General features: G+C 43.1%; 16 protein-coding genes. 6 read left to right on the top strand and 10 right to left on the bottom strand.

Annotation, left to right across the window (positions count from 1 at the left end; genetic code table 11):
* The first annotated feature begins 445 nt into the window (after positions 1-445).
* Both UB32_RS07210 and ispG read left to right on the top strand, forming a co-directional pair.
* Positions 446-787, top strand: a complete 342-nt coding sequence (locus UB32_RS07210) for a LysM domain-containing protein (protein WP_044392414.1) — start codon at positions 446-448, stop codon at positions 785-787.
* Between the two features lie 117 nt (positions 788-904).
* The gene (gene ispG, locus UB32_RS07205) at positions 905-1993 is read left to right on the top strand and encodes a flavodoxin-dependent (E)-4-hydroxy-3-methylbut-2-enyl-diphosphate synthase (protein ID WP_198528171.1); all 1089 of its coding nucleotides are present in this window, start codon (positions 905-907) and stop codon (positions 1991-1993) included.
* A gap of 50 nt (positions 1994-2043) precedes the next feature.
* On the opposite strand, the gene UB32_RS07200 is transcribed toward ispG, so the two are convergent.
* A complete protein-coding gene (locus tag UB32_RS07200) occupies positions 2044-2481 on the bottom strand; it encodes a DUF4190 domain-containing protein (RefSeq protein ID WP_084221754.1) in 438 nt (145 codons plus the stop codon).
* A gap of 156 nt (positions 2482-2637) precedes the next feature.
* Here UB32_RS07200 and UB32_RS07195 point away from each other — a divergent pair, with 156 nt between their 5' ends.
* Entirely contained in the window at positions 2638-3207 is a 570-nt protein-coding gene (locus UB32_RS07195; protein WP_044392411.1) for a 5' nucleotidase, NT5C type, read from the top strand.
* Positions 3208-3261: 54 nt separating this feature from the next.
* Here the strand turns inward: UB32_RS07195 and UB32_RS07190 are convergent, their stop codons facing one another.
* The 3 genes from UB32_RS07190 to UB32_RS07180 are packed head-to-tail and all read right to left on the bottom strand — an operon-like array spanning position 3262 to position 5309.
* Positions 3262-3675 (bottom strand): Fur family transcriptional regulator, encoded by a 414-nt coding sequence (locus UB32_RS07190; RefSeq protein ID WP_044392410.1) that lies wholly within the window; start codon positions 3673-3675, stop codon positions 3262-3264.
* A gap of 4 nt (positions 3676-3679) precedes the next feature.
* Entirely contained in the window at positions 3680-4531 is an 852-nt protein-coding gene (locus UB32_RS07185; RefSeq protein ID WP_044392409.1) for a metal ABC transporter permease, read from the bottom strand.
* Positions 4524-5309, bottom strand: a complete 786-nt coding sequence (locus UB32_RS07180) for a metal ABC transporter ATP-binding protein (RefSeq protein WP_044392422.1) — start codon at positions 5307-5309, stop codon at positions 4524-4526. Before UB32_RS07180 ends, UB32_RS07185 begins: the two co-directional genes overlap by 8 nt.
* 150 nt (positions 5310-5459) lie before the next feature.
* On the opposite strand from UB32_RS07180, the gene UB32_RS07175 reads away from it, so the two are divergent.
* On the top strand, positions 5460-5714 hold the full coding sequence (locus UB32_RS07175) for a DUF2624 domain-containing protein (protein ID WP_044392408.1): 255 nt from the start codon (positions 5460-5462) through the stop codon (positions 5712-5714).
* An 80-nt stretch (positions 5715-5794) separates the two neighbouring features.
* Here UB32_RS07175 and UB32_RS07170 read toward each other — a convergent pair whose 3' ends face one another.
* Both UB32_RS07170 and UB32_RS07165 read right to left on the bottom strand, forming a co-directional pair.
* Entirely contained in the window at positions 5795-6685 is an 891-nt protein-coding gene (locus tag UB32_RS07170) for a deoxyribonuclease IV (protein ID WP_044392407.1), read from the bottom strand.
* Positions 6686-6706: 21 nt separating this feature from the next.
* Entirely contained in the window at positions 6707-8023 is a 1317-nt protein-coding gene (locus UB32_RS07165; protein WP_044392406.1) for a DEAD/DEAH box helicase, read from the bottom strand.
* Between the two features lie 246 nt (positions 8024-8269).
* Here UB32_RS07165 and vrrA point away from each other — a divergent pair, with 246 nt between their 5' ends.
* Both vrrA and UB32_RS07155 read left to right on the top strand, forming a co-directional pair.
* On the top strand, positions 8270-8959 hold the full coding sequence (vrrA, locus tag UB32_RS07160) for a VrrA/YqfQ family protein (RefSeq protein WP_052806982.1): 690 nt from the start codon (positions 8270-8272) through the stop codon (positions 8957-8959).
* Positions 8960-9064: 105 nt separating this feature from the next.
* The gene (locus UB32_RS07155; RefSeq protein WP_044392405.1) at positions 9065-10018 is read left to right on the top strand and encodes a 4-hydroxy-3-methylbut-2-enyl diphosphate reductase; all 954 of its coding nucleotides are present in this window, start codon (positions 9065-9067) and stop codon (positions 10016-10018) included.
* Between the two features lie 71 nt (positions 10019-10089).
* Here the strand turns inward: UB32_RS07155 and UB32_RS07150 are convergent, their stop codons facing one another.
* From UB32_RS07150 to rpoD, 4 genes are all read right to left on the bottom strand, one after another.
* Entirely contained in the window at positions 10090-11205 is a 1116-nt protein-coding gene (locus tag UB32_RS07150) for a Nif3-like dinuclear metal center hexameric protein (RefSeq protein ID WP_044392404.1), read from the bottom strand.
* Complete coding sequence (locus UB32_RS07145; protein ID WP_044392403.1) at positions 11202-11912, bottom strand: tRNA (adenine(22)-N(1))-methyltransferase; 711 nt, start codon at positions 11910-11912, stop codon at positions 11202-11204. Before UB32_RS07145 ends, UB32_RS07150 begins: the two co-directional genes overlap by 4 nt.
* Before the next feature lie 136 nt (positions 11913-12048).
* Positions 12049-12411, bottom strand: coding sequence for a cytochrome c550 (gene cccA / locus UB32_RS07140; RefSeq protein WP_044392401.1), 363 nt, complete (start codon positions 12409-12411; stop codon positions 12049-12051).
* Positions 12412-12815: 404 nt separating this feature from the next.
* Entirely contained in the window at positions 12816-13946 is a 1131-nt protein-coding gene (rpoD, locus tag UB32_RS07135) for an RNA polymerase sigma factor RpoD (RefSeq protein WP_044392399.1), read from the bottom strand.
* Between the last annotated feature and the right edge of the window lie 17 nt (positions 13947-13963).

Below are 13963 nucleotides of genomic sequence, written 5' to 3'. Positions count from 1 at the left end.
CTAATGCTCATTGGGGCAATTGTCGTGATCGGTTTCTTGTTCAGTTTGTTATAAGGTAAGTTAAAAGAGCTGTCAAGGGAATAAATAGTACCTAGGCTAGCCTCTTTTTTCGTTTAGAATAATGGGTTAGCTTCTTCTAAAGCTAAGAATGGTTTGTGTTGCGGCTTCACAAAAATATAAATTCTGATACTATAAGAAAAACCGGACAAACTTCGCCCGGTCCTTTTTCGTTTGGTGGATAATCGGGGCTGTTGATTGGAACGTTTGACACTCTCGCTTTCCGCGGGGCGTCAGGTGAGGGGCTAGGCACTGGAACTAGCGCGATTTTTTTAAACCAATTCTAGCTAACTGAACAAATTACTAGTTATTTTTTCTACCATTTGGTTCTGAACTCTATTTTTTCTGCATAAATATTGGATATAAGCAGATAGAGGAGGAAGTTCCTATGAAAAAATTGGCAGGGTTACTGGCTTTCCTAGTTTTGACGTATGCTGTTTACAATGATTTAAGCATAGGAACACTTCCCGCTTTGAGAACGGCAGAATCAGTTTTAGCAGAAGCGGAAGAATCAGGGAACCCCACCGAAAAGAAAATTCCTTATTTCGAACATGAAGTCAAGCCTGGCGACACAGTCCTTTCTGTACTCGACAGCAATTCAAACAAACCTCTCTCCGTCCCGGTTTCACAGTTGGTAGAAGACTTTAAACAGCTTAATGAGGGGATGGATCCGAAAAAGATTCAATTTGGCAATACCTATAAATTCCCGGATTATAGCCATAAAAATTAACAAAGACTAACAAAAAAAGTCTTTCCTTGTCAATTTGATGAAAAGCTTGATAAAATGGGGTTGTGAACTGTAAGGATAAATTCCATTTTTTAAAGGAGCGAACCACTGTTGAGTGATATAATACATCGTACCAAAACCCGTCCAATCAAGGTTGGCAATCTAACTATTGGTGGAAATAATGAAGTAATCATTCAAAGTATGACAACCACAAAAACTCATGACGTCGAAGCGACGGTTGCTGAAATTAAACGTCTTGAAGAAGCAGGATGTCAAATCGTTCGTGTTGCATGTCCGGATGAAAGAGCGGCAGATGCCATTTCTGAAATAAAGAAACGTATTAATATCCCTCTGGTTGTTGATATCCACTTTGATTACCGCCTGGCGCTTAAAGCAATCGAAGGCGGAGCAGATAAAATTAGGATCAATCCTGGAAACATTGGCAAGCGCGAAAAGGTAGAGGCGGTTGTTAAAGCGGCAAAGGAAAAAGGAATACCAATTCGGATTGGTGTTAATGCCGGATCACTAGAGAGACGAATTCTCGACAAATACGGCTATCCTACTGCAGATGGTATGGTAGAGAGTGCTTTGCACCATATTAAGATCCTTGAAGATCTTGATTTCCATAACATTATCGTTTCTATGAAGGCATCTGACGTGAGCCTTGCAATGGAAGCATACGAGAAAGCAGCGAAGGCGTTCGATTATCCGCTGCATCTTGGAATCACTGAATCCGGAACTTTATTTGCTGGAACGGTAAAAAGCGCCGCTGGTCTAGGTGCCATTCTCAGCAAAGGAATCGGAAATACGGTAAGGGTGTCACTGAGTGCAGACCCAGTTGAGGAAGTGAAGGTTGCTAGGGAAGTGTTGAAGGCTTTCGGCCTGATTGCGAATGCTGCAACATTGATTTCTTGCCCTACCTGCGGCCGAATCGAAATCGATTTAATCAGCATCGCCAATGAAGTCGAAGAATATATCTCTAAGATCAAGGCACCGATCAAAGTGGCCGTGCTCGGCTGTGCTGTGAACGGTCCTGGCGAAGCGCGGGAAGCCGACATCGGCATTGCCGGCGCCAGAGGGGAAGGCCTGCTTTTCCGCAAAGGAGAAATAGTCCGTAAAGTACCTGAAGCAACAATGGTAGAGGAATTAAAGAAGGAAATCGATATACTTGCAGCTGAAAAGCTTAAAGAAGCTGCCCTCCTGAAATAAGCTAAAAAATGCCCGGAGAATTCCGGGCATTTTTTGTTTGGCATTTTCCGTCAAAAGAACGGCAGAATCAAAATGCCTACCAGAATGGCGATTGTCCCTATGCCAATCGCCCAATTGCCGATTGCGGAACCGCGGCGACGGGCAATGAATCCAAGGACAATTCCAGCTGCCCCAAAGAGAACAGGTAAAATAAACAGCGACAAGATCGATAGGGCAAGAGCCGAGTATGCAAGGCCCCGTCCTTCAGTTGTACTTTCTTTTGCTGACCTTCTTCTAAACGCAGGGGTTACAGGAGCAGCAATTTCTGCCGCTGCCTCCTCGTGATAACTTTCCTCACGATCCGCTATCATTTCCTGAGAATGCTCCGCTACCGCAGTAGCAGCTTCCTCTTGGTAATGGTTGTCACATTCCTCTGTTAACGGAATGACGTCCTGCTTAGATTCAGTGCTATATCCGGTATCAATCTGTTGTCGTTCTTGGTCTGCCACTTTAATCCCTCGCTTTCTTAAGTGGAGCATTTAGTATTGTTTACGGCGGAGCGGTTTTTCATCATGGCAATGTTTAACTAATATCTAAAAGTAAAGGTTTTCTGGACAATTTATTTTTGCTAAAATGAAAAGAGATTATGGTTTAAGGAGCAGACGATGAAAAGACGTTTTGGCATAGATATTGATGGAACAGTCACTTCTCCCGCTACATTTGTACCCTATTTAAACGAAGCATTCGATTTACAGCTTAACTTAGATGATATCAAGCAGTATGATTTTCTGCCGCTTGTTTCCGTCAGTGAACAAGCGTTTGCTGCCTGGTTTAAAAAAATGGAACCAGTGATCTATTCTAAGTCTCCTTTAGCCCCCGGTGCAAAGGAAATCCTGAAAAGCTGGGAAAAGGAGCATGAATTGTATTTTATCAGCGCCCGGAGCACACATTTACTGGGACTAACGCAAGATTGGTTTTCTGCCAATGATCTTAGCTATCATCATATCCATTTAATAGGTTCGCATGATAAAATCCAGGCAGCACGAGATTATCGTGTTGAAATCTTTTTCGAGGACAAGCATGATAATGCAGTCAATCTGCATGAAGAACTAAATATTCCTGTCATCCTCTTTGACACCCCGTATAACCAGGAGCCAATTCCCGATGGCGTCATTCGAGTAAACAATTGGCAGGAAGCAAATAATTGGGTACGAAATTGGCTAAAAAATAGCTAAACGGCCATCATTTATTGATGGCCGTTTTATAAATTTTTTAAAAAAGGAAATGCCCTAGAGTTGACAATCTGGGCATCTTCCATATATTTCAAATTTATGGCCAGAAATATCATAACCTTTAAAATTTGATTCGATATTCCGCATTGGACAGGTGTCAATTTCCTTTGTTTTTCCGCAGTTCAGGCAAATAAAGTGGTGATGATGCTCCGTCTGGGAACAGGTAAACCGGAAATGTTTTTCTCCAGACAGTTCTGTCATCTCCAAAATTCCCAGCTCGACAAACACACTTAAATTACGATAGATCGTATCAAACGACAATCCAGGATGATTTTTTTTCATTTGTTCAAGTACATCACGTGCCGTCAAATATTTGTCATGGTCAGAAAACAGCTGGAGCATATCCTCACGTTTATCGGTATGTTTATACCCCTGTTCCTTCAGCAAGTTCATTGCCTCATTCACATTCATGATATCACCTCTTTAAAATAGCTCTTTTTGCACTGCGTTTTTTTAGCCAGATCACCAGCACAAGGATGAATATAGCAATCATGACAATCGTCCCGCCAGGAGCGAGGTTCAAGTAATAGGACAGGAATAGTCCCCCTAGCACGGATATTTCACCGAACAGGATGGAAAAGAAGATTGTCTGCTTGAATCCATTAGCGAATCGGATGCTAGCTGCCACTGGCAAAGTCATCAGTGAGGAAACAAGCAGAATCCCAACGATTCTCATAGACGCCGCGATGACCAGTGCCACCATGACGATAAAAATAAAGTGCAAAGACTTGGCTGCAATTCCAGTTGCCTTTGCATATTCTTCATCAAACGATAATAGAAACAGTTCTTTGTATAGGAAAGATACGATTGTGATCACAAAGATACTGATAATCAGAATGGTCCATAAATCCGCCCTGCTTACTGCACTGACGCTCCCAAATAAATAACTGAATAAATCCGTATTGAAACCATCTGCAAGTGAAATGAAAATAACGCCAAGCCCAACTCCACCCGAAAGGATAATTGGAATAGCCAGTTCCTGATAATGCTTATAAACCGTGCGAAGCTTTTCAATGAATAACGATCCACCAACGGAAAAGACCATTCCCATATAAAGTGGGTTAAGGCCGCTTAACACCAGAAACTTTTTCTCAAGCAAAAGGCTTAATGCGATCCCAGCCAAGGTAATATGACTCAAGGCATCAGCTATAAGGGACAGCCTTCTGACTACAATGAAAACACCGAGAAGGGGAGCGATCACACCGATAATCATGCCGGTCAAAAAAGCATTTTGTAAAAACTCATATTGCATCAGGCCACTAATCATGATGATGACCTCCCTCGTGATGATCATGAGTTAAAACTTGCACATCATGCCCATAAATTTCTGACACATCATTCAGTTGCAGTTGTTCAAATTCGTCTGCACTTCCATGGAAATACATATTTTTATTCAAACAAGCAACATTCGTGACTTTTTCGGAGATCGTACCAATATCATGCGTCACCATAAGCAACGTAATCCCCTGCTTCTTATTAAGTGTTTCGAGCATTTCATAAAAGGAGTTTACATTCTGGACATCGACCCCAACTGTCGGCTCATCAAGGATCAGCAATTCAGGTTCGCTGACCAGGGCTCTCGCGATGAACACTCTTTGCTGTTGGCCTCCAGAAAGCTCCCCGATATTTCTGTCGAGAAAATTCCCCATTCCGACAGATTCAATTGCCTGTTTAATCTTTACATGGTCCGTTTTCTTTAAAATATGAAACAGCCCAAGTTTTTTTGTCAGCCCGCTGGCGACCACCTCAAAAACAGTTGCCGGGAAGCCTGTGTTAAAGGAATTGGCCTTTTGCGACACAAATCCGATTTTATGCTGCTCCCTAAACTTATTAATATCCTGTCCAAACAGACGGATCGTCCCTGTTTGTGGCTTGATGAGACCAAGTATTAGCTTCAGCAGCGTTGATTTTCCAGATCCATTAGGACCAACGATGGCCAAGAAGCTCCCTCGGTGTATCGACAGATTTATATTTTCAAGTACATTCTCTTTATCGTATCGGTAATATACATCCTGTACCTGAACGATGTAATCATTTGTATTCACATTATCACCTACCAAAATAAGAATCATTCCGATTTACCTTATGAGTATAGCTCTTTTTTTCCGTAAAGTAAACAAAAGAACTTCCTTGCCAAGAAAATTGTCACAAAACGAGCACAAAGCACATACCTTACTATGAAGGAGTGATGATCTTTGGCTATCTTTGAAAATATTATTAACCATAAAATAGGCAGCATTACAACAGATGAGCTGCTTAAATACGCTTCTCAATTCCAAATATCAATAACAAAAGCGCAGGCAGAAAAAATCGCCGGTTACTTACGCGGAAAAAAAGTCAATATCTTTCATGATTCAGAAAGAACGGAACTCATCAAGCAAATCGCTAAAATCACCAATCCGGAAACAGCGAGGGAAGTTAATAAATTATTTGTGAACTTTATGAAATAGGATAGGCGTGTTGATCGTAATGACGGACACTTTTTTCTGAGAAAAAAGCTGCGGAACTGGTCCGCAGCTTTCGTTCAGGTTCAGCCGTTCATAATGGTGTCTAGCAAATTTTTTTCGAATTGTTTATTTTTTAGCATCGCGATTTCGTATTTATAAGGTGGTTTTTTCGTATTCTTGTCAGGTCCAACAAATGGCGTTTCTAAGATTTTTGGTATTTGCGTCAGTTGCGGGTGATGGACGATATAATTTATTGCCTCAAAACCGATATGCCCAAAGCCGATATTCTCATGGCGATCTTTCCTTGTCCCGAACTCATTTTTGCTGTCATTAATGTGCATCACTTTGAGTCTGTCCACGCCGATGATCTTATCAAATTCGTTCAATACGCCATCGAAATCCTCCACGATTGGATAACCGGCATCATGAGTATGGCAAGTATCAAAGCAAACCGAAAGCTTGTCATTGTATTTGACACCGTCGATGATCATCGCCAGCTCCTCAAAAGACTTGCCGCATTCCGATCCTTTTCCCGCCATGGTTTCCAGAGCAATTTGGACTTTGTCTTCTGGACGAAGCACCTCATTCAAGCCTTCAATGATCTTTTCAATTCCTTTATCTGGACCTGCACCGACGTGCGCACCCGGATGCAAAACGATTTGCTTGGCACCAAGGGCTTCGGTCCTGTCGATTTCACTCCGCAAAAACCGCACTCCCAAATCAAAGGTATCAGCATTCTGCGTATTCCCGATATTGATAATATAGGGAGCATGGACAACTATTTCATTGATACCATTCTGCTCCATATGCAGCCGCCCTGCTTCAATATTCAGGTCCTCGATTTTCTTTCTTCTAGTATTCTGAGGTGCTCCCGTATAGATCATAAAAGTATTTGCACCATATGAGACAGCTTCTTCACTAGCTGCAAGCAGCATTTTCTTGCCGCTCATCGAAACATGCGAACCAAGTAACATCTAGATCTCTCCTAAATCCCTTTATTTATTTCTCTTCTGAATACGATTCTCCCGTTTTTTGATTTTGTCGACTTCGTATTTCATCTTCTTTTTATAGCCGGGTTTTACTTTTTTAGGCTTGGTTACAAGCGTCTTTGCCTTCGTCTCGCCTGCCGTTTCCTTCTTTTTTCGGTTCTGACGTCGGTTGCGCTCTTCTAACTCCGTTAATTCACCCTTTTTCAAATCAATGTTTTGAAAAGTGATTCCCATTTTTTCAATGCGTACTAACGCATCTTCATCGCTCTGCTCGTAGATGGTCAAAGCAACTCCAGATGAGCCAGCACGTGCCGTTCTTCCTACCCTGTGGATATAAAAATCAAGGTCTGTAGGCAGTTCATAGTTAATCACATGGCTAATTCCCTGGATGTCAATTCCTCTTGCTGCCAGGTCTGTCGCAACTAAATACTGGAATTCAAGGTCTTTGATTTGCTTCATGACCCGTTTGCGCTCACGCGGGCTTAAGTCACCATGGATACGGGCCACCTTCATGCCTTTTTGAATCAATCCATCCGCAATTTCATCCACTTTTTTCTTTGTATTCGCAAATATAATTCCTAAATATGGATTAAAGGCCAGCAGAGCCGAATGCACAAGGCCTATTTTATCCCGGTGCCTCGCAGGAAGGAGAATATGTTCAATATTCGCGGCTGTGGCTTGTTTCGGTTCAATTTGGATGTATTTAGGGTTTTCCATATATTTTTTCAAAAACGGTTTCAGCTTTTCGGGAATCGTCGCCGAAAATACTAACATTTGCAGTTTTTCGGGCATGCGCGACGCAAACTGGTCAATGTCCTCAATGAATCCCATGTCAAGCATCAAATCGGCCTCATCGATTACTAGTAACTTGGCGGTGTGCACAAATAATGCATTTTCCTGGACAAGAGCGTTAATTCTGCCTGGCGTTCCGATCACGATTTGCGGCTGTGTCTTCAGTTTCTCAATCGTTCTTTGCTTGTCTGTTCCGCCAATATAACAGCGGACAGTAATCTGCTCTCCATCTGTCGCATGTTCAGCAATTTTCCGTACTTCATGATAAATCTGGTTGGCAAGTTCCCGTGTCGGCGCCGTGATGACTGCCTGTACTTCATTGCGCGATGAATCCACCTTGTTCAAAATTGGCAGTACATAGGCATGCGTCTTTCCAGTGCCCGTCTGTGATTGCCCGATGGCGCTGTCCCCTTTTAGCACAGTCGGGATCAATCGTTCTTGAATCTCAGTCGGCTCAATAAAACCTAATTGATTAATTGCATTTATAATGAACGGCTTTAGTTCATAACGTGTAAATTTTGATTCACTCATTGGAAAACTCCTTCTTATCCTCTGTCCGGTTCGTGTATTACCGGAAAACAGCCTGTTCCGTAAGCTGCTCTTTTTCAGGTTCGTCCTGTAATTATATGAAAGATTGCAGAAAAACTCCAATCACTACTATCTTAACCTAACCTGCCGAAAAAACAAACATGTTCTCACGACTTACTTTTCTTAAACCATTCCGAACTTCCCGCATATTCTAATAGGAGATGAAATATTTGGAAAGGAGGGGTCTTCATGCTACCAGGACCCCATATGAATCCAGGAGGAATGCCAAATCGCTTCCACGCTCCACGCATGATGGGGGGCCCAGGGATAGGCCGGCGTACGATGCAGCAGCCTTTTGCCCAACGGCCAATGATGCCTCAAGGCCAGGTGCCGCGAATGGGCGCAGGGAATATGCGCTCAAAACCACCAGGCGGCGGACTGCTCTCCAAGATATTAGGAAAGGGTAGTGACGGCCAACGAAACGGTTCCCCAGCAGGTTTTTTTTCTGGAGCCAATCCCGCAACACGGGGAGGCGGCACAGGTGGCGGAATCCTGAAAACAATTGCAGATCCATCTGCATTGAACGGTTTTCTGTCAAACACACAAAAAGTTTTGAACACGGCGCAGCAGTTCGGTCCGATGGTTCAGCAGTATAGTCCACTTGTCCGTAATTTGCCATCAATGTGGAAGCTTTATCGAGGATTGAAGGATCTTCCAGATGCAGATGAACAAACGGCAGAGCCAGAAAAAGAAAAGCACGATACCAAGAACAAGAACAAGGAAAAAAACGAACTCAAAAATGAGAAAAAAAATGAGAACAAGAATAAGAACAAAAATAGAATAAAGTCAGAAAAGACCGAAAAGCCGACTGCTTCAGGCAAACAAACCGAAAAGAAGAAGCGGACGAACGGAACATCAACACCAAAACTTTTCATTTAGTCTCCAACCATTCATTCTTCGTTTCGAAATCCTCTTTTGTAATCTTTCTATAAGTTTTATATAATAAAAGAAAGAGATGAAAGGCATTCTTAGGAGGATAATTGAATGAATGTAATAAAAATATCACCTCGCGGCTATTGCTACGGCGTTGTTGACGCAATGGTCATTGCCCGCAATGCAGCATTGGACAAAAGCTTGCCGCGACCTATCTATATACTTGGAATGATTGTTCATAACAAGCATGTTACCGATGCTTTTGAAGAAGAAGGCATCATCACTTTGGACGGAAACAATCGCAAGGAAATCCTCGAAAAAGTTGAGGGAGGGACAGTTATTTTCACTGCGCATGGAATCTCTCCTGAGGTCAGGAAGCTTGCCGAAAAAAAAGGCCTGGTATCGATCGATGCTACATGCCCGGATGTTACGATTACCCATAACCTGATACACGAAAAGGAAAAGGATGGCTATGAAGTCATTTACATTGGCAAAAAAGGCCATCCGGAACCAGAAGGAGCGGTTGGAGTGGCTCCTGGGATCGTCCATCTAGTCGAAACAGCAGCCGATGTGGAAGCATTAAACCTGCAGGCTGAAAAATTAATTGTCACCAATCAGACAACGATGAGTCAATGGGATGTAGCTGAAATTATGGAGAAGGTAAAAGAAAAATATCCTCACGCAGAGGTGCACAGGGAAATCTGCATGGCGACACAAGTACGCCAGGAAGCAGTGGCCGAGCAGGCGAAAGCAGCGGATATCCTGATTGTTGTTGGCGATCCAAAGAGCAACAACTCCAACCGCCTTGCCCAAGTGTCACAAGAGGTAGCCGGCACCAAAGCTTATCGAATTGCAGATATCAGCGAGCTTGAAATCGATTGGATCAAGGATGCGAAAACAGTAGCCGTCACTTCCGGCGCATCGACCCCTACACCAATCACAAAAGAAGTGATCACTTTCCTTGAACAGTTTGATCCACACAACGAAGCAACCTGGGCAAAGGAGAAAAAAGTACCGCTCTCGAAAATTCTGCCAAAGGTTAAGAAAACAGAAGCAAGTGTGTAAGATCAAAGCAGTCCAATTGAATTGGGCTGCTTTTCGTATTAGCTGATTCTGCTTTGCATCCAATCCATCTTTTAGATAAAAGTAAACGGATCTGTGTCGACTTCTGAAGCCAGGAATTGGACATCATATCCCTTTTCCTTACATCGCTTCTCCATTACGTGGACGATTCCTTTTTTCATGATTTTTTCTACATTATGGCCCGGATCGATCATATTCAAGCCTTCCATCAGTGCGTCATGTGCCGTGTGATAATAGATATCCCCTGTTATGTACACATCTGCTCCGCGAAACTTTGCCTGAGAGAAGTACTTATTCCCATCTCCTCCAAGAACAGCTACCTTTTTCACTTTTGCATTTAAGTCTCCAACTACTCGCACATTCCCAACGCCAAGCGCTTGCTTAACAAAATGCGCATATTCTGCCAGCGTCGTCTCTTCAATGCTTCCAATTCTGCCAAGTCCAAGGTTTTCGCCGCTATTTTCAAGCGGATATAGATCATAAGCTACCTCTTCATAAGGATGGGCTTTGATCATCGCCTGGATTACCTTTTTTTCGATACTCTGTGGAAAAACCGTTTCAATCCTTACTTCATTGACTGCTTCGAGCTTTCCTCGTTCGCCAATATGCGGATTCGTGTTTTCTCCTGGCAGGAATCTCCCTTTGCCCGAGGCTGAGAAGGTACAATGGCTATAGTTGCCGATCGCCCCGGCCCCAACATTTCCTAATGCTTCTCGGATTTGCTCGGCATTTTCCTCTGGAACAAACACAACCAATTTTTTCAGGTGGTCTTCAAAGGTTGGAACTAGAACCTGGGGATTCTTAAGCCCAAGTGCTTCAGCAAGGAGATCATTTACTCCTCCTTTTGCCACATCAAGATTCGTATGTGCAGCATAAACGGCAATGTCGTGCTTGATCAGCTTAGCAATCATTCTGCCTGCTGGTGTGTCGGTCATGATTTTTTTCAATGGCCGGAAAATTGGCGGGTGATGAGCAATGATTAAGTGAACATTGTTAGCAATTGCCTCTTCCACCACCTCCTCTGTCACATCGAGAGCGACGAGGACGGTTTCAACCGTCCCATTCAACGCTCCAATCTGCAAGCCAACCTTGTCGCCTTCGAGCGCGTATGCTTTTGGTGAGAATTGCTCAAAAAGCTGAATCAGTTGATGTCCATTTACTTTCTTCACTGGAACGCCTCCTCTGCCATTTTCAGTTTCTTTTTTAATTCCTTCTTCTTAATCTCCGTTTCTTCATTTTGGGTAGCTCCATCCAATTGGATAAGGATTCGCTGCCAATTTCTCCTCTCTGCCTTCCATTTTTCCATGAATACGTCCGATTTTTCTCGCAATAAAATCGGACCAAATTGCATGCCACTTTCAAGATCGATGCCTTTATATGGTTTTAAAGGTTCGCCTTTTTCCGCAACAAGAATTTCATAGATCTTTCTGTCTTCCTTCAAAATTTCTTCATTCAAGAGCTCCCACCCATTGTCAATCAGCCACCGGCGCACTGCAAAGCTTGCAACATTCGGCTGTAATACTAGCCTGCGAACACCTACAAGCTTTGATTTCCCTTTTTCCAAAATGGAGGAAATCAATGATCCGCCCATGCCGGCAATCGTAATGCAATCCACTTCGCCGGGAGCAATCACTTCGAGTCCGTCTCCCTTCCGAACGGTGATTAAATTTGTTAGGCTTTCCTCCTGAACCTGCTCAAGGGCAGATTGGAACGGTCCCTCGGCGATCTCTCCGGCAATCGCCATCGGAATCATCCCCTTGTTTACCATGTAACAAGGAAGATAAGCATGATCGGATCCGATATCGGCAAGCCTCGCTCCATTGGGAATATTATTTGCAACGGCATTGAGCCGATCAGAGAGCTTGTCAGCATTCATTAAAGCCACCTACTTCTTGAAAGTTTGCTTTCATAAGTATATGAAAATCTAACGCCCCTTGTCCAATCATCGGGGATTTTTTGTTTTCTGTTAAAAATAGGAAAAGGCCCCTGCAGTAAACAAGGGCCTTTCCACATTACTTCAATTCAGTTACGATCCAGTCGGCCATTTGTTCTTCCTTGCCTGCAGCCATTCCTGCGGGCATATTCCCTTTACCATTCGTCAGAATACCTTTGATTTCATCTTTGGAATACTTGCTGCCTACACCTTTTAATGAGGGACCAGACACTCCTTCATATTGGTTGCCGTGGCACCCGGCACAAGTCTGCTGGTAAAACTCCTCTGGGTTTACTTGAGTAGTTTCTTCTGTCTTTCCACCGCCTGCTTGTTCCTTTGCAACATTCTTAGCGTCCCCAAGCCCCTTAAAAGAAAGCAGGAACATCAAGCCGATCCCCATTACCATAATCAATACAAACGGGATAATTGGATTACGATTCATCATATACCCTCCTTTATGTACAACACCAACTAAATAATGATTTCACACAAATATTATTTTACTTGAAAAACGTTTACAGGGAAAGCAAAAAAAGCAAACTTTGTCACAGATGTTCAAAGTTACGACAAAAATTGATGAGGTTTTCTCTTTTCATTCTTTGGGCTTCAAACGATTTTTCATCGATTCAATGGATTTGAATGCGTATACAATTATTATATAGCCGAATAGACAATTTTCTCAACATTTAAAAAATTTTTGTGATATTTTAATAATCCGATTTGCAAAAACAGGAATCATTCAGTAAAATAAAATAAAATAAAATACCAAGTGGAAAGCCTTAGCATCCAGGACAATTTTAAAGGGAATAATGTACTTTTTAAAAAGTACATTATTCCCTAGTAATCCTACTCTAAAAAGTCTTTCAATCGCTTGCTTCGGCTTGGATGACGAAGCTTGCGCAGAGCCTTGGCTTCAATCTGACGGATTCGTTCGCGTGTAACCCCGAATACTTTGCCCACTTCTTCAAGCGTGCGTGTGCGACCGTCATCTAGACCAAAGCGCAGTCTCAGAACATTCTCTTCACGGTCTGTAAGTGTGTCCAGCACATCCTCCAGCTGTTCCTTCAAAAGCTCATATGCTGCGTGTTCGGAAGGAGAGGTAGCATCCTGGTCTTCGATGAAATCACCAAGGTGGGAATCATCTTCTTCCCCAATTGGTGTTTCTAAGGATACCGGCTCTTGGGCAATTTTTAGGATTTCACGAACTTTTTCCGGTGTAAGATCCATGTCTTCCCCAATTTCCTCAGGTGTTGGTTCACGCCCTAGGTCTTGCAAAAGCTGTCTTTGGACGCGGATCAATTTGTTAATTGTTTCAACCATGTGGACCGGAATCCTGATTGTCCTCGCCTGATCAGCGATCGCACGAGTGATCGCCTGGCGGATCCACCAAGTAGCATAGGTGCTGAACTTGAAGCCTTTGCGGTAGTCGAATTTCTCCACTGCCTTGATCAAGCCCATATTTCCTTCCTGAATTAGGTCGAGGAAGAGCATGCCTCTGCCCACGTATCGTTTCGCAATACTAACGACAAGTCGAAGGTTTGCTTCGGCAAGCCGTCTTTTGGCTTCTTCATCGCCCTGCTCGATCCTTTCTGCAAGGCTGATTTCTTCCTCTGCAGAAAGAAGATCTACTCGGCCAATTTCCTTCAGATACATTCTTACCGGATCATTGATTTTGATCCCCGGAGGAACACTTAAATCATTCAGATCGAATTCTTCATCGTCCTTAGCGAGCTGTTTGATATCTGGATCTTCCACTTCATCACTTTCGCCGACAAGTTCAATTCCTTGTTCACCGAGGAACTCATAATACTCATCCATTTGTTCGGAGTCTAGTTCGAAGCTTGACAGCCTCTCTGCAATATCATCATAAGCAAGGATACCTGTTTTCTTGCCCAGTGCCGTTAACTGGTCTTTTACTTGTTCAACTGTCACTTCATTTTCAGTGACTTCTTTAGAACGGGCTGACTTTTCAGCCATATGTCCCCCTCCTTCCA

Origin of the sequence: Mesobacillus subterraneus (genome assembly GCF_000934845.1) — a bacterium.
Classification (GTDB): domain Bacteria; phylum Bacillota; class Bacilli; order Bacillales; family Cytobacillaceae; genus Mesobacillus; species Mesobacillus stamsii.
The sequence above is the reverse complement of the archived record's forward strand: the minus strand, read 5'-3'. Positions and strand labels throughout refer to the sequence as shown.